The organism is Methylobacter arcticus (assembly GCF_050917435.1).
GTDB classification, from domain to species: domain Bacteria; phylum Pseudomonadota; class Gammaproteobacteria; order Methylococcales; family Methylomonadaceae; genus Methylobacter_A; species Methylobacter_A titanis.
In genome coordinates, this window is record NZ_CP159583.1 from 632,638 (window position 1) to 659,048 (window position 26,411).

A 26,411-nucleotide genomic window follows, 5' to 3' on the forward strand; every position below is an offset into this window, starting at 1 on the left:
TCTAGCCGTCGGCGGTTGTCACTCGACGGATGAGGTCGGGTGTGGATTGAAACATCATCGAAAACATCAAGACCGGGGCTGCCAGCTTAAGGGCGGACAAGTACCACGGCTTAACTTTTAGGCTGCCCTCATTTAAGTTGGTAGCCAAAACCGGCGTTGTTTCTATAAAATGGCTGATAATTTACCCGTTCAAGGCAGGAGACAGTGCTCTTTTGACCTTGTATCGCGGACTTTCGTTGTACAACACATACGTTTTTGATGGGGAGAATACGCTTGGAAGCAGCTTGGACTAAAGGCTATAAAACGGGGCGGCGCAAGATGGTCACCGTTCTGGATAAAATGGTTGCTTTGGATTTGTTAAGGACGTTGCTGGCGGTTTGGTCGGTGATTGTCGTGATTATCGTCAGTCGGCAGTTTATCAGGATTCTTGATAAGGCCATTGAGGGGCAAGTATCCAATCAAACCCTGATGACCGTTCTAGGTTTGAAAACGATTATTGCCAGCGCGACTTTTTTGCCTGCGGCCTTGTTTATGGCGGTGTTAATGGTACTGGGCAGAATGTACCGGGATCAGGAAATGTCGGCCGTGGCCTCGGCAGGAGGCGGTGCCGGAACGGTCTATCGAGCTATATTCTTGCTGATTTTTCCTGTCACGGTGCTGTCAGTCGGCTTGTCATTTTATGCCTCTCCCTGGGCCGAGGCCATGATGGAGGAGTTGATGCATCAGGATAAGGAATCCGCCGATCTTAGGGGTATTGCCGCCGGAAAATTTAGTGAATACAGCCAGGGAGATCTGGTTTTTTACGTGGAAAATATTGATGCCGATAAAGAAATGCATCAGGTTTTTGTCCAGCACAGACAGGGAAATCGTTTGGCGATTATCAATGCGGAAACAGGTCGGTTGAAAGATTTGCCGGACGGGCGCTATGTTATTCTGGAAAACGGTGAGCGCATACAAGGACAACCGGGGGCGTTAAATTTTGTGCTTGAACAGTTCACTGAATATGCGGTCAGAATAGAGAATAAAGAATCCGTTGCTAGTTTTGGCAAGGAGTCGATTGCCAGTGAGGCCTTAGTGACTTCCGGCCAAATAGCCGATATTGCCGAGTTGCAGCGCCGACTGTCTATTCCTATGGGAATAATATTGCTGAGTTTTATTGCGGTGCCTTTAGCGCAAATGTCGCCTCGCGGAGGTGTATACGGGAATATGCTGGTTGGCTTTATCATTTATTTTAGCTATGGAAATCTTATTCGGGTCAGTGATAGCTGGGTAATGAATCAAACCATTCCCGCCTGGCTCGGTATTGTTGGCGTCAATACCTTATTATTGTTGGTAGGCGGGGTTTTGTTGGCACGGTTATTTGGCTGGCAGTGGTTGCTGATGAAGCTTAGGGAGGTCAATAAGTGAATGTATTAACAGGCTACATCGTCAGGGAAATAATAAAGGGCTCTTTTATTGCCATTTTATTATTATTGACCTTATTTAATTTATTTACTTTTAGCGACCAGCTAAAGGACCTGGGCAAAGGGAGCTACGGTTTAACAGAGATTTTTTATTATCTTGCGCTGACCTCGCCGACCGTTTTTTATGAATTGATGCCTGCCTCGGCATTATTAGGCAGCCTGTTTATATTGGGTGCGATGGGTAATAACCGCGAACTGATTGCGATGCAAGCTGCCGGCTTATCTGTTATGGGAATTATCAGAGCGGTGATGCTGGCGGGTGCTATTTTAGTTTTTATTGCCATATTGGTCGGTGAATTTGTGGCCCCGGTAACCGAACGGACAGCTCGGGTATTGAAAGTTACCGCCCAGAATGAACAGGTTGTTATGGGCGGCGATTACGGACTGTGGCTGCGCGAGGGCAAGAAATTCATTAATGTACGCAAAATACAAGATGACGGAAGCTTAGCCGACATCAGTATTTATGAACTGGACGATCAGCGCCATTTGAGGCAGTCAACGCATGCAGAGAAAGCCTCTTTTCAAGGCAATAAGCAGTGGAAACTAGAGCAAATCAAGCAGTCGGATATTTCAATACAGCAGGTGACGGCAAGCAGTCAAAATGAGCAAGTATGGCAATCGTCTGTTGCCCCGGATTTGTTAAAAATTGTTGTGGTCAATCCGAATAATCTGTCCATGTATGATCTGGCTATGTACATTGATTTTTTAAAGGACAATCATCAAAAATCGCATAGTTTTGAACTGGCTTTCTGGGGGCGGGTGGTGAATCCTCTGATTGTTTTTGTGATGTTGCTGGTGTCTGCACCCTTTGTTATCGGCGTTAAACGCGGGGTTAATGTAGGCGCAAGGATGATGATAGGCATTGTCATTGGCATGGGATTTAATATCGTCGATAAAATAGTCGGGCATATCGGCTTGATTTATGAGATTAATCCGCCGTTAATGGCATTTGCCCCCAGTTTAGCTGTTTTGGCGGTAGCGTTATTTGCTTTGAAACGGGTGCAAGGCTAATTCGACGCGGTGCACGCGGCGTCAAGGGATGAAAATTAACTATACCTTGGATGCTTAAGCTTTCCGTTTTTGCAAGTCATCAAGTCCATGCGGGGCGACTTTAGTCGCCCCGCAATTTGCCGGGTGTTCAACTTATTTGGATTCCATTCCTAACGTGTGTCAACCGAGGTTAGTGTGACCATTAGAAAATTTAACGATAAACAGCCTAAAATCGGCAAATCGGTGTTTATAGACGATAGCGCCGTGGTGATCGGCGACGTTACCTTGGGTGATGATGTCTCTATCTGGCCGACGACGGTGGTCAGAGGCGATGTTGAAACTATCACTATCGGCGATGGCACCAATGTTCAGGACGGTTCTGTATTGCATGTATCGCATTTTGGCAAATTCACCGATAAAGGCCATCCTTTAACCCTAGGAAAGGGCGTCACTATCGGGCATAGAGCGGTGGTTCATGCCTGCACTGTGGGCGATTATTGTCTGATCGGCATAGGGGCGATTATTATGGATGATGCCGTTCTTGAAGATTATGTGATGCTGGGCGCGGGTGCGTTGGTTCCACCGGGCAAAAAACTGGAAAGCGGCTATCTTTATGTCGGCTCGCCCGCCAAACAGGTACGGGCATTAACAGAGACCGAAAAAGAGTTTCTGGAATACTCGTCTCAACATTACATTCAGTTGAAAAATAAATATTTGAAGGTGTAGGGGTGACCGGCGGGTCGCCCATTTCAAGGTTTTCGCTCTGAATTCAACAGCTCAATAACAGGCCGAGTCTTCGGACGAACGCCTCGCCAGATAAAAAAAGCCTCTGCCGCTTGTTCAACCAGCATACCCAGGCCATCCAGGCTTTTTAGCGCATGGTTTTCCTGCCCCCAACGCACAAAAGCGGTTGGCTCGTTGCCGTAGGCGAGATCGTAACACACGCCATTTTTAGCCAGTAAACCGGTCGGCAGTGGCGGCAACTGGCCGCTTAAACTGGCGGATGTCGCGTTTAAAATCAAGTCGAATTGCCGGTTTTTTAAGGCCTCAAAGCCGCAGCCGGCGATTGAGTTGTCGTTGTCAAATTCGGCGGCCAGCTTGACGGCTTTATCAACGGTACGGTTGGCGATAACAAGGGTGTGCGGGGATTGCTCAAGAATCGGGGCTATGATGCCGCGACTGGCGCCGCCTGCGCCCAGAATCAATAGTCGGCTGCCCGATAAGACGATGGCATGATTGGCGATCAAGTCGGTTACCAGGCCGATGCCGTCGGTGTTGTCGCCTAACAGAGAGCCGTCCGCTTGCAGTGCGAGCGTGTTGACGGCTTTGCTCAGTTGAGCGCGTTCGGTTTTACGGTCGGCGCAGTTCCAGGCGAGTTCTTTGAGCGGTACCGTGCAATTTAGGCCTTTGCCGCCTCCAGCAAAAAACGAGTTAACGGCGCTCTGAAATTGTTCAGCGGGAACATCTTGAGTTGTGTATTCCAGTGTTTGTCCGGTTTGTTCGGCAAAAAGTCGATGAATACGGGGTGATTTGCTGTGCTTGATAGGGTGGCCAAATACAGCGTAGCGATCTAGTCGTGTCATGATTGCGCTTTTTTTTCCATGCGTAATTCCCAGAAAACAGTCGCCGTAACGATCAAAATAGCGATACCCAACTCTACCCAGAGAAAGTGCGCCGTATAAACGGAAACAACCGCAGCAACGCCCAGAAAAAGTCCGACCAGACTGAAGCGCCAGCCTACGCGCAGGCCGTCGAGCATGGTTGAAAGCGACAAGATAAGCAGGATAATCAGTCCTGCATCTTCTTCGGCTATCCGTCCGGAATGATGAATTATAAATGCACCGCCAACCACCAGCAACGATGTCGCCCAATGTATGGACTGCTCTCGGAGGATAATCAAAACATCGTCGCTACGATGTTTTGATTGCAGCCAGCCGATAATCATCGCAAACAGGCAAAAGACAAAAACCAAAATCAGCCAGTAAAAATAGCCGTCGGCGGGGGAAAAGTCCATGATGCCGATACCGACCAGCGACAGGATCAGCAGCAAAACCAAAATGGCTTCCTCAATATGGAATCTTCTTTTTTCGGTGATTAAGATATCTTCTGACATGAAACAGGCTCCGCTTTAATGGTAGATTAATAATTATGCGTTCGAATTACTCCTGTAGCCACTGGGCTACAGATTTGGCGTAATAGGTCAAAATGGCATCGCTACCGGCGCGCTTGAAGGCCATTAAAGATTCCAGTACGACGGCTTTTTCATCCAGCCAGCCGTTTAGGGCTGCGGCCTTGAGCATCGCGTATTCGCCGCTGACCTGATAGGCGAAGGTCGGTACGCCATAGTCGTCTTTTACCCGGCGGATAATATCCAGATAGGGCATTCCGGGCTTGATCATGATCATATCTGCGCCTTCTTGCAAATCCAATTGAATTTCGCGCAGGGCTTCATCGGAATTGGCCGGATCCATTTGATAGCTGAATTTATTACTTTTGCCTAAGGTTCCGGCGGAACCGACCGCATCCCTGAAAGGGCCGTAAAAGCTGGAGGCATATTTCGCAGAATAAGCGAGTATCAAGGTATTGATATGATTTTCCGCTTCCAGTGCTTGTCTTATTGCGCCGATGCGACCATCCATCATATCCGACGGCGCCACAATATCGGCCCCGGCTTCAGCATGGGAGAGCGCCTGTCGGGTCAATACGTCGATGGTTTCATCATTCATCACGTAGCCGTCGGCATTGATCAGTCCATCCTGTCCATGCGTGGTAAAGGGATCTAATGCGACATCGGTAATAATGCCCAATTCAGGAATGGCTTTTTTTAAGGCTCTTACGCTGCGCTGAATCAGTCCGTCAGGATTATAGGCCTCGCTCGCCTGCTCCGATTTTTTATCGGCAGACGTCACCGGAAACAGTGCTATCGCGGGAATGCCCAGCTTATAAAGCTGATGCGCTTCTTCAACTAATAAGTCCAGCGAGAGTCTTTCTACTCCGGGCATCGATGAGACGGATGCCCGTTGATTTGAGCCTTCAGTGACAAACATCGGGTAAATCAGGTCGTCGACAGATAGGCTGTTTTCGCGCATTAAACGACGGGAAAAATCGTTGTAACGCATTCTTCTCATGCGTGTTTGAGGGAAGTTGATGTTATTATATGTCATCTTATCTTTAGGCTCTGAGGGTTTGGAAAGATCTTAAATTTCTGTAGAGACTCTACGTACAGAAGATTTATTGTATCAGGGAAATTGCCTCTCTGATATTTGAACAGTGAATGTATTTGTCAGTTTGATTTTTGAGGGTTTTATGAAAGCTAAGCAAGTTTCAATAGTGGGTTTACTCGTGGCATTACTCGGTTTAATGCCTGTCACTAACGTTATCGCAGCTGAGTTATTGCCGCCGCAACAGGCGATCAACGTAGCTTCGATGCAATTGCAGGAAAGGATGCAGGATAAGTCGTTTACCACCGATTTTGCCAAGATTACAGAATTCGTTAACAAGGCCATTTATCCGCATACCGATTTTGACAGGATTGCGGCATTAGTACTCGGAAAGCTCTGGAAAACCGCGACTAATGACGAACGTGAACGTTTTAAACATGAATTCCAAACGCTGTTGGTAAGAACCTATTCCCGTGCTTTTGTGGAATTTAAGGATTGGTCGGTTCGTTTCCTGCCTCTTGACATGGAAGGCGACGCAACAAAAGTGATTGTAAAAACAGAAGTGTTGCAGCCCGGTATCCAACCTATCGGCGTCAATTACCGGATGCTGCTAAGCAACGGCGAATGGAAAGCCTACGATATTATGATTGAAGGTGTGAGCCTGGTGACCAACTATCGCACCACCTTCACCAATGAAGTTCAAAGCAAAGGTTCATTAAACGCCGTTATTGATAGCCTGGCTAAGCGTAATGCTGAAGCATTGGCGGTAAGATCTAAAGTAAGATCCTAACTTTAATAGGAAGTTTGCCCTTCGTAAGGGCGACCGGTTGGTCGCTCTTATTCATTCTCCAGTTATTCCGCCCTGTGCGATTTTCTTGTTAAATTCATGTTTCAATCCACGCCCAACCTCATCCGTCGAATGACACCCGCCGACAGTTAGAGGTCGGTGGATTGTTCCTCTCCGTAAATGAAGAGGTTACCAAAAAGGATAACGATGCCGGTGTATCGATGTCAAATTCACATAATCCCCCTGAAGAGGGAGGTTTCAGACCAGCAAGGAAATTTGATGAATTCCCTCAAAGACTCCATCTATGCCAGTCCCGTTGGCGAAGTCGGCGCTTTTAAGTTTGACGAAACAGTAGCGGGGGTTTTTCCGGACATGATCCAGCGATCCGTTCCCGGTTATAACGCCATTATTTCCGCGATAGGTCTTTTGGCTGGGCGTTTTGCTCGCGAACATAGTGTTTGTTACGACCTGGGCTGCTCTTTAGGTGCGGCGACCTTATCGATGCGCCATCAGATTGAAGCTAAAGGTTGCCGCATTATAGCTGTCGATAATTCTCCGGCGATGGTGACAGGCTTTCAGCAAGCATTGCAAAAAGATCAGGCCACGGTTGCAGTCGATGTCGTGTGCGCCGATATTCGAGAGCTTGCGATAGAAAATGCCTCGGTGGTTGTCTTAAACTTTACCTTGCAGTTTATTCCGCTTGAAGATCGGCTCGATTTTTTGCAAAAAATCTACCGGGGACTATTGCCCGGCGGCATATTAATCTTGTCGGAAAAGCTCAAATTCGATGATGATAGGCAGCAGGAATTGCAGACCCAAATGCATCACGCCTTTAAAAAAGCGCAAGGTTACAGCGACCTGGAAATCAGCCGGAAACGCACCGCGCTGGAAAATGTGCTGATTGCTGAAACCTTTATTCAGCATCAAAACCGCTTGCTCCAAGTCGGATTCAGCAGCGCCGAAGTCTGGTTCCAATATTTCAATTTTGCCTCAATGATTGCCTTGAAATGATCGACTACCAACCCTTATATGATGCATTGATCGACGCCAAGGCCGAGGCTTGGGCAAAAATGCTGCCGCAACAGCTTGAACAGGGCCTTGATCAAAGCAAGCATGGCGATTTGGCGCAGTGGCAGGCTTTAGTCGATAGCGTGCCGCACATACCGACCGCACATCGGGTGCTTGATGCCGATGCAGTGCAAATAGGCCGTTCGGATGAACTGCCGGACGAGTATTGTGGGGGCGACTTTAGTCGCCCTGGGCGACTAAAGTCGCCCCTACAAAGCCAGTTAAAAGCCCTGCGTCCCTGGCGTAAAGGCCCTTACAACCTCTTCGGCATCGATATAGACACCGAATGGCGTTCGGACTGGAAGTGGGATCGGCTAAAAGACCATATCGCGCCGTTAGAGCATCGTTTGGTGCTGGATGTCGGTTGCGGCAACGGCTACCACTGCTGGCGTATGCTGGGCGCCGGAGCAAAAATGGTGGTCGGCATCGACCCCATGCTGCTCAATGTGATGCAATTCCATCTGGTTAGAAAACTGTACGGCGAAGCGCCGGTTTACGTTTTGCCATTGGGCATAGAAGACCTGCCTTATGGTTTGAAGGCATTCGACACGGTATTTTCGATGGGGGTGCTCTACCATCGCCGATCGCCTATCGATCATCTGCTGGAATTAAGAGACTGCCTGAAATCCGGCGGCGAACTGGTACTGGAAACGCTGGTTATTGATGGCGGTTTGGGTGAGGTTTTACTGCCGGAAGATCGTTATGCCAGAATGCGCAACGTCTGGTTCCTGCCCAGCTGCGACACCCTGATCAGCTGGTTAAAACGCTGCGGCTTTAAAAATATCCGCCTGGTCGATGTCACCGTAACCAGCATTGAAGAGCAGCGGACTACGGAATGGATGACCTTCCATTCGCTGAAAGATTTTTTGGATGCAGAAACCCCGCAACTGACTAGCGAAGGCTTGCCCGCCCCGAAACGGGCTATTGTTATTGCAAATTCAGCCTAAATATTGGGTTGCCTGTGGATGCCTAAATTCCGTGGTTATCCGATTTCAAGGATTGACCGTCACCCCGTTTTTTTATTTTCCTTCAATGACAGAACATAAGCGTAATAACTGGCAGTCCTGCGAATCCCGGCAAGGAGGCGAATATTTTTGCCCGTAAAATCCAAAAAAACGAAGCCTATCAGGTTATCGTCGGGTCTTCTAAGAACAAAATGGGAATGAAAGCTGCCGCAAAATAACATCAAAATGGATTTGAAATGGCGAGCCGTTAAAGTCCCGTTTAACTTCGTTGAATGAGGGCGGATTGATAGTCTTTGAGAACGGTTATGGAGATATATACAGCGTGTCGAAATTTGACTCGCGATGGGTATATTAACGCCCATCAGATTTTCTCTGTATGGGTAGAGTGAAATAAAAAGTGGTACCTTTTCCAAAGTGGCTATTGAAATGAAAAGTTCCTTCATGGGCTTCGATAAGTGAGCGAGTGATGGATAGTCCCATGCCCATTCCATCTGCCTTGGTGGTGTAAAAAGGCATCAATATTTTTTGTTGCTGGTCTTCATCAAGCCCCGTTCCATTGTCCTTCACCCTGACCTGTATGCCATTATTGAGAGTCAATTGGCTATGGAGGGTTAACTGGCGTTGCTGTTTTGCGGGTAAGTTTTTTAGGGCATCAACGCTATTTCGGATCAGGTTTATGATGATCTGTTCAATTTGTATCTGATCGACATAGACAGGCGGCAGATTGTTTTCCAGTTCAAACTTTAGCTTTATGCCGTTTTGTTTAAGTTCAGCAGTGCACAGGCCGACAGCTTCCTGAATCAACGTATTAACATCGGCGGTTGAACGATGTTTTGCCTGAGATTTAACAAATTCCCTCATGCGATGAATTATTCGTCCCGCTCTTAAAGCCTGTTGCTGAGTTTTGTATAAGATCTCGGTGAGCTTTACCAGATCAGGATCTTCAGTGTTAATAAGGTTTAAGCAGACTTGCGTATAGCTGGAAATCGCAGATAGGGGTTGGTTGACTTCATGAGCAATACCTGAAGCCATTTCGCCCATCAGTCCCAGGCGAGTGACATGGGCGAGTTCGTCCAGATGTTTCTTGTCTTGCTGCTCTCGGTATTTACGCAAACTCACATCACGTACAATAGCGGTAAAATAGTGCGCATTATCGATTGAATACTCCGCTATGGACAGATCCAGGGGCATCACGGAACCATTTTTGTGAATGCCTCCAATCTCCCGAATTTGACCGTCAAAATGGACTGCCTGGGGGGGCAAGCTATAGCTTGGCGATGACGGCATAAGTGTGCAAACATTGCAACCCACCAGCTCTTCCGGTTTATAGCCAAAAATAGTTTCTACTGCGGCATTAGCGGATACGATGATGTCGGACATGTCATAAGTGATAATACCTTCCACTGACGCATTAAAAATAGCATTGAGTTTAGCTTCAATTTGTTTGCGTTGAGTAATATCGTACAATATCACCAATCGTACCCCCGCAAAATCGTGATAAAACGCAGCGGCAGTCCCCAGCACGGTTTTAATGCTGTTGTTCTTACAGCGAATAGTCAGCTCCAAAGGTGGAATGTCGGTCTGTTCATTTTTTTTGACTTTTTCCAGTGTCGTTTGCCAAGTAGCCTCGATCCACTTCCGATAGTCTGGATCAGGGTAAGCTTTTAGCCGCCAGTCTGCCAGAGTGGGAATATCATCGATGTTGTAACCGAAGGCTTGCACAAACGCCGGATTCAAATAGGTAATGTTCATCTGTTCGTCATGCAACACCAACGGTACGGGGCAAACCTCAATGATCGAACGGAATTTTGCCTCACTGGCTTTTAACTCATCTTCCATGAGTTTGCGCTCGGTGATGTTTTCATGACTGACCACAACCCCGCGGCGAGAACCTTGCAATGGCAATACTGTCATATGAAACCAGCGTTGCTGATTGGGCGAGTGACATGGGTACTCTAAATGGAATATTTTCTGCTGCCCCGCCAGCACCTCCGCAATACCCATTTGAGCAGCGTTTGCCTCATCGCCATAAGGTGGTTGATTAGAGGCAGTTTTACACGTGTCCAGATAGTTAACCCCCAACAAATTCTGACTGGATTCCGGTAAACCATTTTCTTTTGCAAATCGCCGCCATGCGGTGTTGACGGCAATAATAATGCCCTGTGCATCCAGCACGGCGATGTGCGCGGTCAGCGAGTTAAGTATGCTGACATTAAAAGCATCACTGTCGCGCAGTTTTTCCTCCATCTGCTTGCGCTCGGTGATGTCCAATGCCACGCCATGCAGCCCTATAATGGCGCCACTGCTCTCCCGTATCGCTTCCCCGCCTGCCAATATCCGACCGTGCGTCCCGTCTGCCCTGACCATCTCAAGCTCTAGTTCGCAGGGAATCCCCGTTTCCTGTATGAGGGTAAGAGAGGAACTCAACCGTTCCCAGCTCTCAGCAGTGAACAACCGGAAGTGCTCGGTGCAATCAGGCGGTGACAACTCCGGGTTTAAACCCAATATGCGGTAAAGTTCCTCCGACCACACGACATGATTGGTCGTCATATCCACTTGCCAACTGCCCACATGCGCGATTCGCTGTGCTTCTTGCAGATCCTTCTGGCTTTGTCGTAGTGCCTCTTCCGCTTGTTTGCGCGCCGAAATATCTTGATGTGTGCCGATCATGCGCAAGGGCTTGCCGTCTTCGTTACGGCTGACCGCCATGCCTCGGGCCAGAATCCATTTGTAGCTCCCGTCTTTGCAGCGCAAGCGGTATTCAACGACATAAGTTGCCGTTTTTCCAGTCAGGTATGCTTGTGCTACTCCTGCAACATGTGCCTGATCATCGGGATGAATACGATTTATCCATTCTTGGAGATTAGGCAGAAAATCGTTTTCATCATACCCGAGCATCGCCTTCCAGAGATTGGAATACGAGGTCTCATCGGTCTGGATGTCCCAGTCCCATACGCCGTCGCCGGAACCCTCAATGGCAAATTTCCAGCGATATTCGCTTTCCCGCAATGCATCTTCTACTATTTTTCTTTGTTTTATCTCAGCTTGCAGTTGTGCGGCACTGGGTAACGACAAGGCGCGGGGAATAACCCATAGCATAACCATGGCGGTGGCGACCGAAATAATTGCCGTAATGGCTTTAAGCAAGCCGTCCAGCCAATATAAAGGTATCCAGATGGTGATAACCGACAGTAAATGCGTGGTACCGCAAGCGACAATAAATCCGGAAAACATGACAGCCAGCCACGGATAGGGAAAATCTTTACGCTTCCGAATAAAATATATGAAAATCAGTGGGATGGAGTAATAGGCGAGAGTGATCAGCAGATCTGAGATAACGTGTAGCCAAAGTAATACCGGACTCCACGACAGGCAATAGCCATGCGGGATGAAATCGTTAATGCCAAAAAAATCAATGAGTGGCTGCATTTGTCAGGTATAGGATCAATGTGTAAAGGAGTGCCAATCTTAGAATGGCTTAAAACGCCTTTCGTTCCGGGTGAGGTCAAAAAAACGGGAGCCCCAAATGTTTGAGAGTCAATATCCTACCGATCGGCCAGTTTATAATTCCAGATTTCTAGCAGGTCTAAGGTTGCCAGTATTAAAAAAGCCAGAAATGTCCATCTAGGTATACTGAAGCCAAACATTGTCCAGATCCACATTGACGCAATCCACGGTAACAGTGAGTGTTATACCGTCTTTAGGGTAGGTGAGCGTCTTTTTGCTCATACGTATCGATTTAAGGTATAAAATTACGAAGAACACGTAGTTCACGAACGACTTGAACGGAAAGATATTTAGTGCTCGCACACCGCACGCTACTCCTGCGTTGCTCTACTATACGCCATTCATGGCGTTATGCAGATCTGCGTACGTCACATCCATGAAGATTATGCAGGAGAGAACTACACATGGAGCGGAGCGGTTGCAGAGATCACCAAAAGTAGGTGCGTGTTGCAGGAGCAATTGTCGAGAAAAGCCAAGGTAAAAACTTCGTGAGCTGGGTGTTCTTCGTGGCTTATTAAGCCTAAAAAGGTTTGTTTCACAAGTGCCTATAGGATAGAGAGTTCAACTTATTCAATCAATCAGTATTATTACCTAATAGGTGGCTCCGTTATTGAGCTCAATACCTTATATAGCCGGTGTTGCCATCCACAGGTTTTCGGCAAATGCTCCTGCCTTGCTCTACCTCCTGCATAATCCACATGGATGTGGTGAATGCAGATATTGCAGGAGCAAATATCTGTCCATGCAGTCGTGGATCTCGGCAATCCTTGCCGAGATGACGAGTTTTGTAGATACTTATGCTCCTTGACTCTGGATTCCGATTTCCCTGCCGGAATGACGAACTTTCTGTCACTGGTTGAAACATCTTGCTAATCAGGTAAGTTGAAGCATATAAGGCCGCTAACCTAAAAAATCTCCAAAACTTCCGGTAAAAAAAATTCACTCACCAGCATTTGTCGTTGCGCAATGGCGTAGACGGTTCTTCTGCCCCATATCGGCTGGTTGATATTGACTTCATCAATCGCCGACTGTGTCCATGTCGGTAACTGCTCCATGCGTCGCCTAAAGCGCCTGCTTTGGGTGTCTATCTCTTGCATAACCCACAGGGATGGGGGGGGTGCAGATTTTGCATGGAGCGAAATATCTGCCCATGCAGTCGTCGACGGGTCGATCAAGGTGACATCCATTTCGATGCGTTCGAGTTTCGGATAGGAAAAAATCACTTCTCCCAGCGGACGACTGCCTAGGTGAGCCAAGTTGCTTTTAGCAACTTTGATGGTGCTTGCCGGGATGATGGTTCTGGCTAAAATCAGCGGCTTGCCATCGGCATGGAGCAACACTTCACGGATCAAGCTGTACTTGTTTTCGTGTAATTTGAGCAGTCTGCGTTCAGTTAAAAAGGGCACATTCCATTGTTGCAGCAGGATTTTAACGCCAATTGCATCACCGTAATAATCACGCAGACGTTGAGTTAGCGATCCCGGTTCATAGACCCATGACTGGACATTTTCCGGCAGGGTATGACGGGTGCATGACCGGTTTTCAACCCATAAGGGTTCCCGATTAAATAAAAAGCTTTTGCGAGCCAACTGGATTAAACCTCGGAATATTCTGTAGATGCGCCCAGCCAGCGATCACACAAGGGTTGTATGGCCTGGGGCGAGTGGGTGAAAAAGCTGTCGCCGACTTGTTGAACAATATCCAGCGCATCGGAATCCCTGGCCAAATCGGCAATCTTAAAATGCATTTGCCCGGTCTGCCGGGTACCCATGACTTCGCCGGGGCCGCGCAACTCAAGATCTTTTTCGGCGATCACAAAGCCGTCGTTACTGTCCCGTAAAACCCCCAGGCGATGGCGGGCGGTATCGGACAACGGCGCTTGGTACATCAGCAGGCAATAACTGTCGTCATTGCCGCGACCGACCCGGCCGCGCAATTGATGCAGCTGGGACAGGCCTAAGCGTTCCGGGTTTTCGATGATCATTAAACCGGCATTGGGTACGTCGACGCCGACTTCTATGACGGTCGTGGCGACCAGCAAATCAATCCGCTGATTTTTAAAGGCCTGCATGACGGCGTCTTTATCGGCGGACTTCATGCGTCCGTGTATCAGTGCAATGCGCACATGCGGCAAGGCTTCAGTCAGGCGTTCAGCGGTTTTTTCAGCCGCTTCGCATTGCAAAACTTCCGACTCTTCAATCAGCGTACAGACCCAATAGACCTGTTTTTTTTTGGCTACCCAGCCGTTAATCCGGTCGATCACATCGGCGCGGCGTTCGGCGGGAATCACGCTGGTGACAATGGGTTTTCTGCCCGGCGGCAGCTCATCGATAATCGATATGTCCAAGTCGGAATATTGCAGCATGGCCAGGGTGCGGGGAATCGGCGTGGCGGTCATCACTAATTGGTGCGGCCTGATACTGCCCTGTTGGCCTTTTTCCCTTAGCGCCAGCCGCTGGTGTACGCCGAAGCGGTGTTGTTCATCAATAATAATCAGGCCGAGGCGATGAAAGTTTACGCTGTCCTGAAACAAGGCATGAGTGCCGATGATGATTCCGACGGTACCGTCTTCCAGCGCTTCTAAAACGGCTTTCCTGGCGTTGCCTTTAAGTTGTCCGGTTAAGTAGGCTACCTGGGTCTGAAAGCCTTCAAACCAGATGCTGAAGTTGCGCTTATGCTGTTCGGCCAGTAACTCGGTCGGAGCCATTACCGCAACCTGATAGCCTGCGGTTAATGCCAGCAATGCTGCGTAGGCGGAGACCACGGTTTTACCGGAGCCGACATCGCCTTGTACCAGACGCATCATCGGATGTTGTGATTGGCAATCGGCTTCAATTTCTGCAATCACCCGTTGCTGCGCGCCGGTCAGTTTAAACGGCAGCGAGCGGATGAAGTGGTCGGTGGCGATTTTTCCGGTCGCAGTTTCTGAAAATGAGGGCGCTTGCCAGGCTTTGGATTTATTCCGAGTGATTCTCAGACTTAAGTAATGCGCCAGCAATTCTTCAAAAGCCAGCCGTTTTAGCGCAGGTACGCTGCCGTTTTGCAAAGCTTCAATCGACACTGATTCGTCCGGCGCATGTAGGGTCTGGATTGCCTCGGCGAGGCTAGGGTAATGATATTGCGTTAGGATCGATTCGGGTATCCAGTCGGTCAGCAGTTCGGGAAACTGGTTGCACAACTCTAAAGCCTGTTTGACCACCTTGCGTATGACATTCTGGCTGAGGCCTTCGGTCAGCGGATAAACGGGGGTCAAGCGGGTTTCGGTAATGCAATCGTTTGGATTGCCGATGATTTTGTATTCGGGATGAACCATTTCCAGCCCGGCATAGCCATAACGCACTTCGGCAAAACAGCTGATCGTTGTGCCGGGTTTCAGCGTGTTGTGCTGGCTGGCGCTAAAATGGAAAAACTTCAGGTTGATAAAGCCGGTAGGGTCGCCGATTCGGCAGATCAGGCTTTTTCGGCCTCGGGGCGAAACGTCGATAAATTCAACGGTGCCGCTGATCAACGCGGTCATGCCGGGTCTTAGCGAGCCGATAGGATAAACGCGGGTTCGATCTTCGTAACGCAGGGGCAGGTGAAAAATCAAATCCTGAATAACGCAAAGGCCGAGTTTTTGCAATCGGTTTGCGGTTTGAGTCCCTATCCCAGTTAATAGGGCGACGGGTTGATTCAGGATATGAGGGGTCATTAGCGGGCTGTATTAGCCGGCAATCAGGAGGCCGGATATTCCTGCGGCTTTAACACCATGATCGCATCCATTTCCACATCGGCGGCTTTGGGCAAGGCAGTAACACCGACAGCGGCGCGTGCGGGATAGGGTTCTTGGAAATAACGCCCCATGATTTCGTTGACTATCGGAAAGTGCGCCAAATCGGTCAAAAAAACAGTCAATTTGACGATATCCGAAAAATCGCCACCCGCAGCTTCAGCAACGGCTTTTAAGTTTTCGAACACCTGAGTTGTTTGTGCGGAAATGTCGCCCTCAATAAGGACCATGGTTTCAGGTACCAAAGGGATTTGTCCTGAAAGATAAACCGTGCGATCCACTTTAATGGCTTGCGAATAAGTGCCGATGGCTTGCGGCGCTTTATCAGTCTGGATGATGTATTTGGACATGGTTGATCCTTTAGGCTTTAACGCGAGTCAGTTTTAATACGATGGATAGTTCTTTCAAGCGGCGCATGATTTTGGCTAAATGCACGCGATCTTTGACGGTTAAGGTGACTAAGTCGACGCAAATACGATCATCCTGATCGACGACGGTGACGTTTTCAATGTTGGAGTTCAGTTCGGAAATAGTCGAGGCGATGGTCGCCAGCGAGCCGCGTTGATTGAGTATTTCTATGCGAATTTCAACGGGGAAATCGCCGACTGCATCCTCGCTCCATTCAACATCCAACCAGTTGGTTTGTTTTTTTCTGACGATATTGCTGTTACGACATTCGTGATGATGTATGACGATGCCTTTACCGGGATTAAAATAGCCTATGATCGAATCGCCTGGAATTGGCCTGCAACATTTTGCCAGGGTAATGACCATGTCTTCCGTGCCTTTTATCACTAGCGGCCTTTTGTGGGCTTGGTCATTGCCGTCCAATTTGATAGTGGCATGAATATCATCCTGAGTAATGCGCTTGGCGACCAAAAACGGCATTTTATTGCCCAGTCCGATATCTTCAAGCAATTCATCCAGTGATTGTTTAGCGGTGATCTGAAGCAAGGCTTGTATTTTGGTTTCGTCAATATCTTCCAGATGTAAATGCATGACTTGCAGTTCTTTTTCCAGTAAACGACGCCCAAGATCGATGGCTTCCTGCTGTTTAAAATGTTTAAGATAGTTGCGGATACCGGAGCGGGCTTTGGCGGTGATCACATAATTGAGCCAAAGTGGATTGGGTCTGGCCCACAATGCGGTAATAACTTCGACGGTGGAGCCGTTTTCCAGTTGGGTTTGTAGCGGTACCAGTTGTTTGTCGACTCTGGCGGAAACGCAAGCATTGCCCACATCGGTATGCACTGCGTAGGCAAAATCGATAATGGTCGCGCCGTGAGGCATTTTAAGAATCTCGCCCTGTGGCGTGAATACAAATACTTCCTGAGGGAACAAATCCACCTTCAGGTTGTCGATAAATTCCAGCGAATCACCGGCAGATTTTTGGATTTCGAGCAAATCCCTCAGCCACTCGTTGGCGCGATCCTGGAACTTTTTAGTTTTATCGTCATCGGATTTATACAGCCAGTGCGCGGCGATGCCGGATTCAGACATGCGGTGCATTTCATGGGTTCTGATCTGGACCTCAATCGGCACAGTGTAGGGCCCCATTAATATTGAATGCAGGGATTGATAGCCATTAGCCTTGGGCAAGGCGATATAATCTTTGAAACGCCCGGGAATCGGCTTGTATAGGTTATGCATAACGCCCAGGACGCGGTAGCAGGTATCAACGTCATCACAAAAAATCCGGAAGGCATAGACATCAAAAACATCGGCCAGGGAGATTTTTTTGTTGAGCATTTTTTTATAAATGCTGTAAAGATTTTTTTCTCGTCCGGCAACGTCACAGTTTATGCCGACTTCTTGCAAACGATTTTTTATCGTGCTTTCGATGATGTCGACAATTTTACGACGGTTGCCCCGCGCTTTTTTTACCGCATTATTTAACACATTATGCCGCATCGGGTACATCGCTTCAAAACTCAGTGCCTCGAGTTTTTGCCGGATATTGTTCATGCCCAGACGATTGGCAATCGGCGCGTAAATGTCCAAAGTTTCACGGGCAATACGGCGCTTTTTTGCCGCCGGCATGATACCGAGAGTCTGCATGTTGTGCAGTCGGTCTGCGAGTTTGACGATGATGACGCGTAAATCTATAGCCATGGCCAGAAACATTTTGCGGACATTTTCCGCTTGCGTTTCTGCGTGTGATTTATTGTCGATTTTGGTTAATTTGGTAACTCCGTCAACCAATTCTGCGACTTGTGTACCGAACTTGTCAGCCAGTTCTTCTTTGCTGATAGGCGTGTCTTCGATAACATCATGCAGTATGGCTGCCATGATGCCGTTGGCATCCATGCGCATTTCAGCCAGCGTAATGGCGACAGAGATAGGATGGCAAATATAGGCTTCGCCGGTTTTACGAAATTGACCGGAATGGGCGGCTGCGCCAACTTCATAAGCTTGGATACATTGATCGATTTGGGTTTGATCCAGATAGCCGGACAAGGTCGTGCATAAACGCCGAATCAGTTTGTCTTGAGGGCGTTCCCGCTCGATCGTGTCCGCTATTTCCAGCATAGGCTTTATAAATTAGAACATTGGATTATGGTGATCATGGACTTCGCCGACACGATGCAGCAGATCGACATTTTCAGCGGTGACATGGCCTGCCGCAATTTCGCGCAAGGCGACAACCGTATCTTTATCTTTACCGCGCGGGACAAATTCAGTCGCGCCGTGGCTCAGTTGGCGCGCTCTGGTGCTGGCTAATAAAACCAGTTTGAAACGGTTTTCAACATGTTCTAAACAATCTTCGATAGTGACTCTGGCCATTTTTAATCCTGATTTAGTGGGGTAACGACGAAAGGCAAAAGGCAAAAGACACCGGGCAAGAGACTTTTTGTCTTTTGCCCGGTGTCTTTCGCCTTCCTTATGATCGTGATTTTAACACAGAAACAGCGGGAAGTTCTTTACCTTCAAGAAATTCAAGGAATGCGCCGCCGCCGGTCGAGGTGTAAGACACGTCATCGTTAATGCCGTATTTGTCGATGGCTGCCAAGGTATCGCCGCCGCCCGCAATCGAAAAAGCTTTGCTTTCGGCAATCGCTGTCGCCAATGATTTAGTGCCGTTACCGAACTGGTCGATTTCAAAGACGCCGACCGGGCCGTTCCAGACGATGGTGCCGGCGGTTTTTATGATCTCGGCATACTGCTTTGCGGTATCGGGGCCTATATCCAGAATCAAATCATCGTCTTCGACATCGGCCACTTTTTTAACCGTAGCGACGGCGGTTTCTGAAAATTCTTTAGCGCAAACCACGTCGACAGGGATCGGAATGTCAGAGCCGTTGCTTTTGGCTGCTGCAATCAGTCGTCTGGCTTCATCCAGCAGATCGGCTTCGTAGAGCGATTTGCCGACCGGATAGCCTGCAGCCGCAATAAAAGTGTTGGCGATACCGCCGCCGACGATTAACTGATCGACTTTTTCCGACAGGGATTTTAATACCGTTAATTTGGTCGACACTTTAGATCCGCCGACAATGGCAACTAAGGGTTTGGCCGGTGTTTCCAGGGCCTTGCCCAGTGCGTCCAGTTCGCTGGCTAACAATGGCCCGGCGCAAGCAATCGGTGCAAATTTGGCTACGCTGTGGGTTGAAGACTGCGCTCTGTGCGCGGTACCGAAAGCATCCATGACAAACACGTCGCAAAGCGCTGCCATTTTTTTGCCCAGTGCATCGTCATTTTTTTCTTCGCCGATATTAAAACGCACGTTTTCGCAGAGCACGACTTCGCCCGGCGCTATAGTGATGCCGTCGATCCAGTCTTTTTCCAGTCTGACCGGCTTGCCCAATAAGCTGGACAGGCGTTCGGCGACCGGCTTCAACGAAGACTCTTCGTCGTATTGACCTTCAACAGGGCGACCCAGATGCGACATGACCATGACCGCAGCGCCTGCAGCCAAGGCTTTTTCAATAGTGGGGACGCTGGCCTGGATACGAATATCGCTGGTCACTTGGCCGTTTTTTACCGGTACGTTCAGATCCTGACGGATTAATACCCGTTTGCCTGCCAAGTCCAAATCTACCATTTTCTTAATTGACATATTACGCTCTCATAGTGTGGGTTAAAATGCTGAGTTTAGGGTTAATCCTGCTTCCATTTGATCGAGCAACCGATACTGTTGATTTGCTCCTTGGGGCCGTGGCCGGTTTCCGCAACTAGTTTCATCGCCTCAAATAATTCCCGCTTGGCGCCTTCCGGTGCAGTTTCCTTGCGACTGGCATCCAGCCGTCCGCGGTATTGCAGTCCGTAGTCGGCATTATAGCCAAAAAAGTCCGGTGTACAGATAGCGCCGTAAGCCTTGGCGACTTGCTGCGATTCATCAAGCAAATAAGGGAAACTAAAACCTAACTGCTCGGACAATTTTTTCATGTTATCGAATGAATCGGCGGGGTATTCAGCGGTATCGTTGGACATGATTGCCACCGATTCTACGCCCAGCGCTTTAAGTTCCCGCGTATCCCGGATAATCCGATCCTGTACGGCTTTGACATACGGACAATGATTGCAGATAAACATCACCAACAGGCCGTTTTTACCCATGCACTGCTGGAGCGACCAGGTGCGTCCGTCAACGCCGGGCAATTCAAAATCGATCGCTTTTTTGCCGAAATCACAGATAGGGGTTTCCAAAGTTACCATTTTTGCACCTCAACTTTATATGAAAAAACGTAGGGATTATTTACCACGATAGGCGTAGGCCGGAATAAGACCATCCAAGCGCGTAGCGTGAGGTGGCGTTTCCGGCTTACCGGATGGTGATTGCCGGAGAAGCTTTCGCTCCTCGGCAATTGCTCCTGCATGGCTCTACCTCCTGCATCCATGACAGTCGTGCTTACGCCCCTTACCTACATCCATGTAGGTAACGCCGATTCTCGCTCCCGCTCGAACCGGCTTATTCCGGCCTACAAAATTAAACTATTGAAACAACAGCGCCGCACTGATGGCCGCCGCACTGACCAGCATCGCCCAGACCGTTTTGCGGTGATTGTTGTCCATTTGTTGGCGTAACAGCATCAATTCCCTGTTTTGCGTTTCTGCATGTTGCTTTGCGTGAGCGGCATTGTCCAGCGCTTTATAAATCAACGAGGGAATTTCAGGGAATTGCTCGGCAAAGTCGGGAAACTGTTTGATGAGCTTGTCTATTTTGGCTTTGGGGCCGACGCGTTCATGAAACCACTTTTCAAGAAAAGGTTTGGCGGTTTGCCACAAGTCCAGATCGGGATAAAGCTGTCGCCCCAATCCTTCAATGTTGAGCAGGGTTTTTTGCAGCAACACCAGTTGCGGCTGAACGTGCATATCAAAACGCCGCGCAGTCTGGAATAAGCGCAGCAGCAATTGGCCGAAAGAAATGTCTTTCAGCGGTTTTTCAAAGATCGGCTCGCAAACGCTGCGTATCGCCGATTCAAACTCTTCAATTCGGGTTGACCCGGAAACCCAGCCGGATTCAACATGCATTTCGGCTACTTTGCGATAGTCGCGATTGAAAAAAGCCAGAAAATTTTCCGCCAGATAGTGCTGATCCGACAATGACAAGGTGCCGACGATGCCGAAATCGACAGCGATATATTTGGCCGGCAAATCGACGAAAATATTGCCTGGATGCATGTCGGCATGAAAAAAGTTATCCCTGAATACCTGGGTAAAAAAGATTTCCACGCCGCGTTCGGCAAGCAGTTTGAAATCGGCGCCGCCCGCCCTAAGCTCATCGATATTGCCTACCGGTATGCCGTGAATCCGTTCCATAACCATCACTTTCTGGCGCGTTAACGGCCAGTGGATTTCCGGGATGTAGATGATGTCGGAGTTTTCGAAGTTGCGGCGCAATTTGGCGGCATTGGCGGCTTCCCTGACCAGATCGAGTTCATCGAGCGTGGTTCTTTCGAATTCGGCAACGACATCAACAGGGCGTAACCGTCTTGCGTCGGCCCAGAAGCGTTCGGCAAAACGCGCCAGTTCATAAAGCAGTCCTATGTCCGAGCGTATACGGCTTTCTATGTCGGGACGCAGCACTTTAACGACGACACTTTCGCCGCTGTGCAGAACGGCGGTATGAACCTGTGCGACGGATGCCGAGGCCAGCGGTTCGGCATCGAATTCGGCGAACGCCTCGCTGATTGACATGCCGAGCTCTTTTTCAATAATACTGCGGGCAATTTCATTGGCAAAGGGCGGGACTCTGTCTTGTAGTTTGACCAGTTCGTCGGCGATGTCATCGGGCAGCAAATCTTTGCGCGTAGACAAGGCTTGGCCGAATTTGACATAAATAGGCCCCAAATCTTCCAGTGCGCGCCGGATTCTGACGCCACGCGGTTCCTGTTGGCGTTTGAGCCAGTAATTGGGAGAGAAAACCGCTAAATAACGAATGGGTCGGAATAAATGCGTTTTTAAAACGATTTCGTCCAGGCCGTGAAAGACCAGAACCCAGTTGATATGGATCAGGCGCAATAATAATTTAGGGCGGATCACGAGTTACCTTTGTTGTAGAGTTGGTGTGACTTTGGGTGTCTGCCCTATTGGACTATAGTGGGAAAAATGCTTTAAGGATTAACGTTAATACGCCGCCCAATAAGATACCCAGCATCCATTTAATTAAATTAATATCCGCTCGTATAGGGGCAAGTTCAATTTGCAAATCTTTTTTTGAAACCAGATCAGCTTCCCCGGAAGCATCACGAAATGCCTCGGATATGGCCTTGGCTTGTTCATCAGGAATGCCGCCCGCTTTGAGTTTTTCAACAAATTTTAATGTATCAAAAGTGATTGTTGCCATAACTCTGCCCGGTAAATTTTTAAGGTGTCAACAGTATAACAAAGCCGACAGGCTAAAGCTTTTTTAGTCTTGCGCCTAAAATATTTTCCAGCCGCTCAATCTTGCTTTGCAATCGGTCAAAGTCGCTACGTAATTCATCAACCTGGGCAAAATAAATATCCACCTCAGGCGCTGACGGCAAATCGCGGGTTTCTTCCTGCAAAAATTCTGCGGCATTCAGTTGAAAGGTTTCAAGCGACTCTTTGCTCCAATTTTGACCTGCACGGAAAAAATTAGCCACGTTGTGCGCGATAATATCGCCGGTGAATCGCGACAGTTTTTCTTCCAGATCGATGTCCAGTTTGGCGAACAACTCCTGGAATTTGCGGCCGGTTTGCATATCGCCTTCGATTTTCACCTCGCCTGAAAAAACAGAACGCATCGGCGTAGAGCTAAGTCCCATCAAACCCAGTGCCCAAATCGAACCGGTCAAACGGGTGTCCGCTGGCTCAGGGAACTGATCCAGGCATTGAATGGAATCGGTAGTTGGGCATAGGTAAATAGTTTCATCAAACGGTTGAATCGTAACGGCGATGACTTTACCGGCCAGTGGCGTTAAAAAATAGCCGCTGTCCTGATCCAAGGCAAGATATTGATTCAGCGTCGCTTCCAGCGCGCCAATCAGCAAGGGTTTGATGAGCATACTAGATTTTATAACCTCTGTGAACGGCGACGATACCTTGTGACATGTTGAAGTATTCGCAACGTTCAAGGCCTGCGTTTTCCATCATTTTTTTCAGTTCATCCTGCTTGGGGTGCATGCGTATCGATTCGGCAAGATAACGGTAACTGTCTTCATCTTTGGCGACAAATTTGCCGATCTTGGGCAGCAGCTTGAACGAATAAAAATCGTAGACTTTTTCGGTGATTTTATCGACCGGATGCGAAAATTCCAGCACGATAACGCGGCCGCCGGGCTTAAGGACGCGGTACATGGAGCGTAGCGCGGCATCTTTATCGGTGACGTTACGCAAGCCGAAGGCAATGCAGACGCAATCGAAAGTATTGTCTTCAAAAGGCAGGCATTCGGCGTTGACTTGCGCATAACGGATATTGCCGACTAAGCCTCTGTCGATCAGACGATCTCGCCCGGTGCGCAGCATTTCCGAATTAATATCGGCCAACACTATTTGGCCTTCCGGGCCGACGCGTTTTTCGAACAGCGTGGTTAAATCACCGGTGCCGCCGGCCAGATCAAGCACTTGCTCGCCTTTGCGCACATTGCTCAGCTGCACGGCAACGCGTTTCCAGATGCGGTGGATACCCAGCGACATCAGATCATTCATGATGTCGTATTGTCCGGCAACGGAATCGAATACGCCGCGCACCAGATTGACTTTGTCTTCTGTGGCGACTTGTTTAAAGCCGAAATGAGTGGTGTTAGTCATTGGTTGTACCTGTAAGTGGCCATTCCCACGCTCTGCGTGGGAATGCATCTTGCAGCGCTGCAGCGTTGCGTAGTAATAATAAAGTTAGTTTTGTAGCGGTTATTTGCGTTTATGTCCGGCAGCATCCAGTTTATGCAGATAATTAGCCCATAAAGTTTGATATTCGGCACCCAATTTATACAGAAAATCCCAGGTATAAATGCCGCTGTTATGGCCGTCGCTAAATACCGGAGCTATCGCATAATTGCCTATCGGTTTAATTTCCTTAATGGCGACATCTTCCTTGCCGACTTGTAGGACTTCCTGTCCAGGTGCGTGACCTACGGCTTCTGCCGAAGGGGTGCATACGCGCAAATATTCACAGGGCAACTTAAATACACTGCCGTCATCAAAACTGATTTCAATTATGTTGGAAACTTGATGCAGCTTGATTTCAGTTGGGTGGCTGTTGGTAGGTTTTGCAGTTAGACGCATAAACAATATAAAGCGAAAGGCTAAGGACGAAAAGCTGAGGGCGCAAGGTAGAGAGGCAGATTTTTTTGTCTTTAACCTTGCGCCGTGCAGCTACAAAATATAACGACTCAAATCCTCATCTTCTACAAACTCGGCCAAATGGTCATTAACATAAGCCGCATCGATAAGGATGTCTTTTCCACTAAGATCAGGGGCGTTAAAGGAGATGTCTTCGAGTAACCGCTCCAGAACAGTGTGCAATCTTCTGGCGCCGATATTTTCGGTAGTTTCATTCACCTGCCAACCAAATTCTGCAATGCGCTTGATGCCGTCAGTAGAAAACGACAGCGATACGCCTTCGGTGGCCAATAACGCAATATATTGCTCGGTTAATGACGCATCAGGTTCGGTCAGAATACGCACAAAGTCATCGGCCGAAAGTGCGTCCAGTTCAACGCGGATAGGGAATCGGCCTTGCAGTTCGGGGATTAAGTCCGATGGTTTGGACAAATGGAATGCGCCCGATGCGATAAACAAAATATGGTCGGTTTTAATCGCGCCGTATTTGGTGCTGACGGTAGTGCCTTCAACCAACGGTAACAAATCGCGCTGCACGCCCTCGCGGGAGACTTCGCCGCCGCCCAGCTCGGAACGCTTGCAGATCTTGTCGATTTCGTCCAGAAACACGATGCCGTTCTGCTCGACAGATTCTACCGCGCGCAAGCGGATGTCATCTTCATTGACCAGTTTGGCGGCTTCTTCATCCTGTAGGACTTTCAGGGCTTTGTTGATTTTCATTTTGCGGGAGCGGGTTTTGCCCGAGCCTAAATTTTGAAACATGCCTTGTAACTGGTTGGTCATTTCTTCCATGCCGGGAGGTGCCATGATTTCAACGCCCACCGGTGCCAGATGCACATCAATTTCAATTTCCTTGTCATCCAAGTCGCCCTCTCGTAACTTCTTGCGCATTTTTTGACGGGTCGCTTCTTCGGTGTCGGACAGCATGCCGCCATTCGCTCGGGGCAACAGAATATCCAGAATCCGGTCTTCGGCGGCATCGAACGCCTTGTTTTCAACCTTATCCATCTCCGTCGTGCGGGTCAGTTTGACGGCGGTATCGACTAAATCACGGATAATGGAGTCGACATCACGGCCGACGTAGCCGACTTCGGTAAATTTGGTGGCTTCAATTTTAATGAAAGGCGCATTGGCCAGACGTGCCAAGCGACGGGCGATTTCGGTCTTGCCGACGCCGGTAGGGCCGATCATTAAAATATTTTTAGGGGTGATTTCTTCACGCAGAGCAGGGTCAACCTGTTGACGGCGCCAGCGGTCGCGTAGTGCGATCGCGACGGAACGCTTGGCATTGGCTTGACCAACAATATGCTTGTCCAGTTCGCTTACAATTTCTTTTGGAGTCAATTGAGTCATGGTGTTTACTCGTTAGGTTCAGCGTCGAGTTCTTCTATACGCAAGTTGTGGTTGGTATAAATGCAAATGTCAGCGGCTATATTCAAGGACCTTTCGACAATTTCGCGGGCGCTAAGGTTGGTGTTTTCCAGCAATGCACGGGCAGCAGCTTGGGCAAAAGCCCCGCCGGAGCCTATCGCCATTAAATCGAATTCAGGTTCGATCACATCGCCGGTACCTGAAATAATCAACGAGGTTCTTGAATCGGCAATGGTCAGCAACGCTTCCAGTTTGCGCAAAGCGCGGTCGGTACGCCAGTCTTTAGCCATTTCTACGGCAGCACGGGTTAAGTTGCCCCGGTGTTTTTCCAGCTTGCCTTCAAAATGCTCAAATAAAGTGAATGCGTCCGCCGTTGCTCCGGCAAAACCGGCGATAACTTTATCGTGATATAAACGGCGCACCTTGCGGGCATTGCCTTTCATCACCGTATTGCCCAATGTGACCTGTCCATCGCCGCCGATCACAACTTTGTCGCCCCGGCGAACAGAAAGTATTGTTGTTCCTCTAAAACTCACTTCAGCACCCTAAAATTACCAATATAGGGTGCTAATTTTACATGGTATGAAT

At 48.7% G+C, this 26,411-nt stretch carries 24 protein-coding genes; 6 read left to right on the top strand and 18 right to left on the bottom strand.

Going from position 1 to position 26,411, the window contains the following annotated elements; all coding sequences use genetic code 11:
- The first annotated feature begins 339 nt into the window (after nt 1–339).
- The 3 genes from lptF (at nt 340) to ABXJ76_RS03100 (ending at nt 3,179) form a co-directional block, all read left to right on the top strand.
- The gene (gene lptF, locus ABXJ76_RS03090; protein WP_432746424.1) at nt 340–1,407 is read left to right on the top strand and encodes an LPS export ABC transporter permease LptF; all 1,068 of its coding nucleotides are present in this window, start codon (nt 340–342) and stop codon (nt 1,405–1,407) included.
- Nucleotides 1,404–2,474 (top strand): LPS export ABC transporter permease LptG, encoded by a 1,071-nt coding sequence (gene lptG, locus ABXJ76_RS03095; RefSeq protein ID WP_432743996.1) that lies wholly within the window; start codon nt 1,404–1,406, stop codon nt 2,472–2,474. The genes lptF and lptG overlap by 4 nt, the downstream gene beginning before the upstream one ends.
- Before the next feature lie 174 nt (nt 2,475–2,648).
- Nucleotides 2,649–3,179: a gamma carbonic anhydrase family protein gene (locus ABXJ76_RS03100; RefSeq protein ID WP_432743998.1), complete on the top strand. Its 531-nt coding sequence runs from the start codon at nt 2,649–2,651 to the stop codon at nt 3,177–3,179.
- Nucleotides 3,180–3,202: 23 nt separating this feature from the next.
- Here the strand turns inward: ABXJ76_RS03100 and aroE are convergent, their stop codons facing one another.
- From aroE to hemB, 3 genes are read right to left on the bottom strand one after another with little or no spacing between them, the layout of a single operon-like run.
- A complete protein-coding gene (aroE, locus tag ABXJ76_RS03105) occupies nt 3,203–4,036 on the bottom strand; it encodes a shikimate dehydrogenase (protein ID WP_432744000.1) in 834 nt (277 codons plus the stop codon).
- On the bottom strand, nt 4,033–4,566 hold the full coding sequence (locus ABXJ76_RS03110) for a hypothetical protein (RefSeq protein WP_432744002.1): 534 nt from the start codon (nt 4,564–4,566) through the stop codon (nt 4,033–4,035). Before ABXJ76_RS03110 ends, aroE begins: the two co-directional genes overlap by 4 nt.
- Nucleotides 4,567–4,612: 46 nt before the next feature.
- Nucleotides 4,613–5,572 carry a porphobilinogen synthase gene (gene hemB, locus ABXJ76_RS03115; RefSeq protein ID WP_432746425.1) on the bottom strand — a complete coding sequence of 320 codons (960 nt, stop codon included), beginning with the start codon at nt 5,570–5,572 and terminating at the stop codon, nt 4,613–4,615.
- A 187-nt stretch (nt 5,573–5,759) separates the two neighbouring features.
- Here hemB and ABXJ76_RS03120 point away from each other — a divergent pair, with 187 nt between their 5' ends.
- The 3 genes from ABXJ76_RS03120 to cmoB all read left to right on the top strand — a co-directional run bounded on the left by ABXJ76_RS03120 (nt 5,760) and on the right by cmoB (nt 8,416).
- On the top strand, nt 5,760–6,404 hold the full coding sequence (locus tag ABXJ76_RS03120) for an MlaC/ttg2D family ABC transporter substrate-binding protein (RefSeq protein WP_432744003.1): 645 nt from the start codon (nt 5,760–5,762) through the stop codon (nt 6,402–6,404).
- 276 nt (nt 6,405–6,680) lie between these two features.
- Nucleotides 6,681–7,412, top strand: a complete 732-nt coding sequence (gene cmoA, locus ABXJ76_RS03125; protein ID WP_432744006.1) for a carboxy-S-adenosyl-L-methionine synthase CmoA — start codon at nt 6,681–6,683, stop codon at nt 7,410–7,412.
- Nucleotides 7,409–8,416, top strand: coding sequence for a tRNA 5-methoxyuridine(34)/uridine 5-oxyacetic acid(34) synthase CmoB (gene cmoB, locus ABXJ76_RS03130; protein WP_432744008.1), 1,008 nt, complete (start codon nt 7,409–7,411; stop codon nt 8,414–8,416). Before cmoA ends, cmoB begins: the two co-directional genes overlap by 4 nt.
- A 369-nt stretch (nt 8,417–8,785) precedes the next feature.
- Here cmoB and ABXJ76_RS03135 read toward each other — a convergent pair whose 3' ends face one another.
- From ABXJ76_RS03135 to hslV, 15 genes are all read right to left on the bottom strand, one after another.
- Nucleotides 8,786–11,863, bottom strand: coding sequence for a PAS domain-containing sensor histidine kinase (locus ABXJ76_RS03135; RefSeq protein ID WP_432744010.1), 3,078 nt, complete (start codon nt 11,861–11,863; stop codon nt 8,786–8,788).
- A gap of 983 nt (nt 11,864–12,846) precedes the next feature.
- A complete protein-coding gene (locus ABXJ76_RS03140) occupies nt 12,847–13,530 on the bottom strand; it encodes a chorismate--pyruvate lyase family protein (protein ID WP_432744012.1) in 684 nt (227 codons plus the stop codon).
- A gap of 5 nt (nt 13,531–13,535) precedes the next feature.
- Nucleotides 13,536–15,632, bottom strand: coding sequence for an ATP-dependent DNA helicase RecG (gene recG, locus ABXJ76_RS03145; RefSeq protein ID WP_432744014.1), 2,097 nt, complete (start codon nt 15,630–15,632; stop codon nt 13,536–13,538).
- Nucleotides 15,633–15,655: 23 nt separating this feature from the next.
- On the bottom strand, nt 15,656–16,060 hold the full coding sequence (locus ABXJ76_RS03150; RefSeq protein WP_432744016.1) for a RidA family protein: 405 nt from the start codon (nt 16,058–16,060) through the stop codon (nt 15,656–15,658).
- Between the two features lie 10 nt (nt 16,061–16,070).
- Nucleotides 16,071–18,239, bottom strand: coding sequence for a RelA/SpoT family protein (locus ABXJ76_RS03155; RefSeq protein WP_432744018.1), 2,169 nt, complete (start codon nt 18,237–18,239; stop codon nt 16,071–16,073).
- 12 nt (nt 18,240–18,251) lie between these two features.
- Nucleotides 18,252–18,494, bottom strand: a complete 243-nt coding sequence (rpoZ, locus tag ABXJ76_RS03160; protein WP_432744020.1) for a DNA-directed RNA polymerase subunit omega — start codon at nt 18,492–18,494, stop codon at nt 18,252–18,254.
- A gap of 97 nt (nt 18,495–18,591) precedes the next feature.
- Complete coding sequence (locus tag ABXJ76_RS03165; RefSeq protein ID WP_432744022.1) at nt 18,592–19,764, bottom strand: phosphoglycerate kinase; 1,173 nt, start codon at nt 19,762–19,764, stop codon at nt 18,592–18,594.
- A 41-nt stretch (nt 19,765–19,805) separates the two neighbouring features.
- Complete coding sequence (locus ABXJ76_RS03170) at nt 19,806–20,363, bottom strand: thioredoxin family protein (RefSeq protein ID WP_432744024.1); 558 nt, start codon at nt 20,361–20,363, stop codon at nt 19,806–19,808.
- 276 nt (nt 20,364–20,639) lie between these two features.
- Nucleotides 20,640–22,190, bottom strand: coding sequence for a ubiquinone biosynthesis regulatory protein kinase UbiB (gene ubiB, locus ABXJ76_RS03175; protein WP_432744027.1), 1,551 nt, complete (start codon nt 22,188–22,190; stop codon nt 20,640–20,642).
- A gap of 52 nt (nt 22,191–22,242) precedes the next feature.
- Nucleotides 22,243–22,494 carry a DUF1640 domain-containing protein gene (locus ABXJ76_RS03180; protein WP_432744030.1) on the bottom strand — a complete coding sequence of 84 codons (252 nt, stop codon included), beginning with the start codon at nt 22,492–22,494 and terminating at the stop codon, nt 22,243–22,245.
- Nucleotides 22,495–22,546: 52 nt separating this feature from the next.
- A complete protein-coding gene (locus tag ABXJ76_RS03185) occupies nt 22,547–23,176 on the bottom strand; it encodes a ubiquinone biosynthesis accessory factor UbiJ (RefSeq protein ID WP_432744031.1) in 630 nt (209 codons plus the stop codon).
- A 1-nt stretch (nt 23,177) separates the two neighbouring features.
- A complete protein-coding gene (gene ubiE, locus ABXJ76_RS03190) occupies nt 23,178–23,921 on the bottom strand; it encodes a bifunctional demethylmenaquinone methyltransferase/2-methoxy-6-polyprenyl-1,4-benzoquinol methylase UbiE (protein ID WP_432744032.1) in 744 nt (247 codons plus the stop codon).
- Nucleotides 23,922–24,020: 99 nt separating this feature from the next.
- Nucleotides 24,021–24,395 carry a gamma-butyrobetaine hydroxylase-like domain-containing protein gene (locus tag ABXJ76_RS03195; RefSeq protein ID WP_432744034.1) on the bottom strand — a complete coding sequence of 125 codons (375 nt, stop codon included), beginning with the start codon at nt 24,393–24,395 and terminating at the stop codon, nt 24,021–24,023.
- A gap of 90 nt (nt 24,396–24,485) precedes the next feature.
- Nucleotides 24,486–25,805, bottom strand: a complete 1,320-nt coding sequence (hslU, locus tag ABXJ76_RS03200) for an ATP-dependent protease ATPase subunit HslU (protein ID WP_432744036.1) — start codon at nt 25,803–25,805, stop codon at nt 24,486–24,488.
- Between the two features lie 5 nt (nt 25,806–25,810).
- Complete coding sequence (hslV, locus tag ABXJ76_RS03205) at nt 25,811–26,359, bottom strand: ATP-dependent protease subunit HslV (RefSeq protein ID WP_432744038.1); 549 nt, start codon at nt 26,357–26,359, stop codon at nt 25,811–25,813.
- Nucleotides 26,360–26,411: the final 52 nt, after the last annotated feature.

What these genes read in the sequence shown, in the direction of transcription:
- lptF (WP_432746424.1), top strand. Translation starts at nt 340, where the DNA reads ATGGTTGCTTTGGATTTGTTAAGGACGTTGCTGGCGGTTTGGTCGGTG.
- aroE (WP_432744000.1), bottom strand. Translation starts at nt 4,036, where the DNA reads ATGACACGACTAGATCGCTACGCTGTATTTGGCCACCCTATCAAGCAC.
- ABXJ76_RS03110 (WP_432744002.1), bottom strand. Translation starts at nt 4,566, where the DNA reads ATGTCAGAAGATATCTTAATCACCGAAAAAAGAAGATTCCATATTGAG.
- hemB (WP_432746425.1), bottom strand. Translation starts at nt 5,572, where the DNA reads ATGCGTTACAACGATTTTTCCCGTCGTTTAATGCGCGAAAACAGCCTA.
- ABXJ76_RS03120 (WP_432744003.1), top strand. Translation starts at nt 5,760, where the DNA reads ATGAAAGCTAAGCAAGTTTCAATAGTGGGTTTACTCGTGGCATTACTC.
- cmoA (WP_432744006.1), top strand. Translation starts at nt 6,681, where the DNA reads ATGAATTCCCTCAAAGACTCCATCTATGCCAGTCCCGTTGGCGAAGTC.
- cmoB (WP_432744008.1), top strand. Translation starts at nt 7,409, where the DNA reads ATGATCGACTACCAACCCTTATATGATGCATTGATCGACGCCAAGGCC.
- ABXJ76_RS03135 (WP_432744010.1), bottom strand. Translation starts at nt 11,863, where the DNA reads ATGCAGCCACTCATTGATTTTTTTGGCATTAACGATTTCATCCCGCAT.
- recG (WP_432744014.1), bottom strand. Translation starts at nt 15,632, where the DNA reads ATGACCCCTCATATCCTGAATCAACCCGTCGCCCTATTAACTGGGATA.
- ABXJ76_RS03150 (WP_432744016.1), bottom strand. Translation starts at nt 16,060, where the DNA reads ATGTCCAAATACATCATCCAGACTGATAAAGCGCCGCAAGCCATCGGC.
- ABXJ76_RS03155 (WP_432744018.1), bottom strand. Translation starts at nt 18,239, where the DNA reads ATGCTGGAAATAGCGGACACGATCGAGCGGGAACGCCCTCAAGACAAA.
- rpoZ (WP_432744020.1), bottom strand. Translation starts at nt 18,494, where the DNA reads ATGGCCAGAGTCACTATCGAAGATTGTTTAGAACATGTTGAAAACCGT.
- ABXJ76_RS03165 (WP_432744022.1), bottom strand. Translation starts at nt 19,764, where the DNA reads ATGTCAATTAAGAAAATGGTAGATTTGGACTTGGCAGGCAAACGGGTA.
- ABXJ76_RS03170 (WP_432744024.1), bottom strand. Translation starts at nt 20,363, where the DNA reads ATGGTAACTTTGGAAACCCCTATCTGTGATTTCGGCAAAAAAGCGATC.
- ABXJ76_RS03180 (WP_432744030.1), bottom strand. Translation starts at nt 22,494, where the DNA reads ATGGCAACAATCACTTTTGATACATTAAAATTTGTTGAAAAACTCAAA.
- ABXJ76_RS03185 (WP_432744031.1), bottom strand. Translation starts at nt 23,176, where the DNA reads ATGCTCATCAAACCCTTGCTGATTGGCGCGCTGGAAGCGACGCTGAAT.
- ubiE (WP_432744032.1), bottom strand. Translation starts at nt 23,921, where the DNA reads ATGACTAACACCACTCATTTCGGCTTTAAACAAGTCGCCACAGAAGAC.
- ABXJ76_RS03195 (WP_432744034.1), bottom strand. Translation starts at nt 24,395, where the DNA reads ATGCGTCTAACTGCAAAACCTACCAACAGCCACCCAACTGAAATCAAG.
- hslU (WP_432744036.1), bottom strand. Translation starts at nt 25,805, where the DNA reads ATGACTCAATTGACTCCAAAAGAAATTGTAAGCGAACTGGACAAGCAT.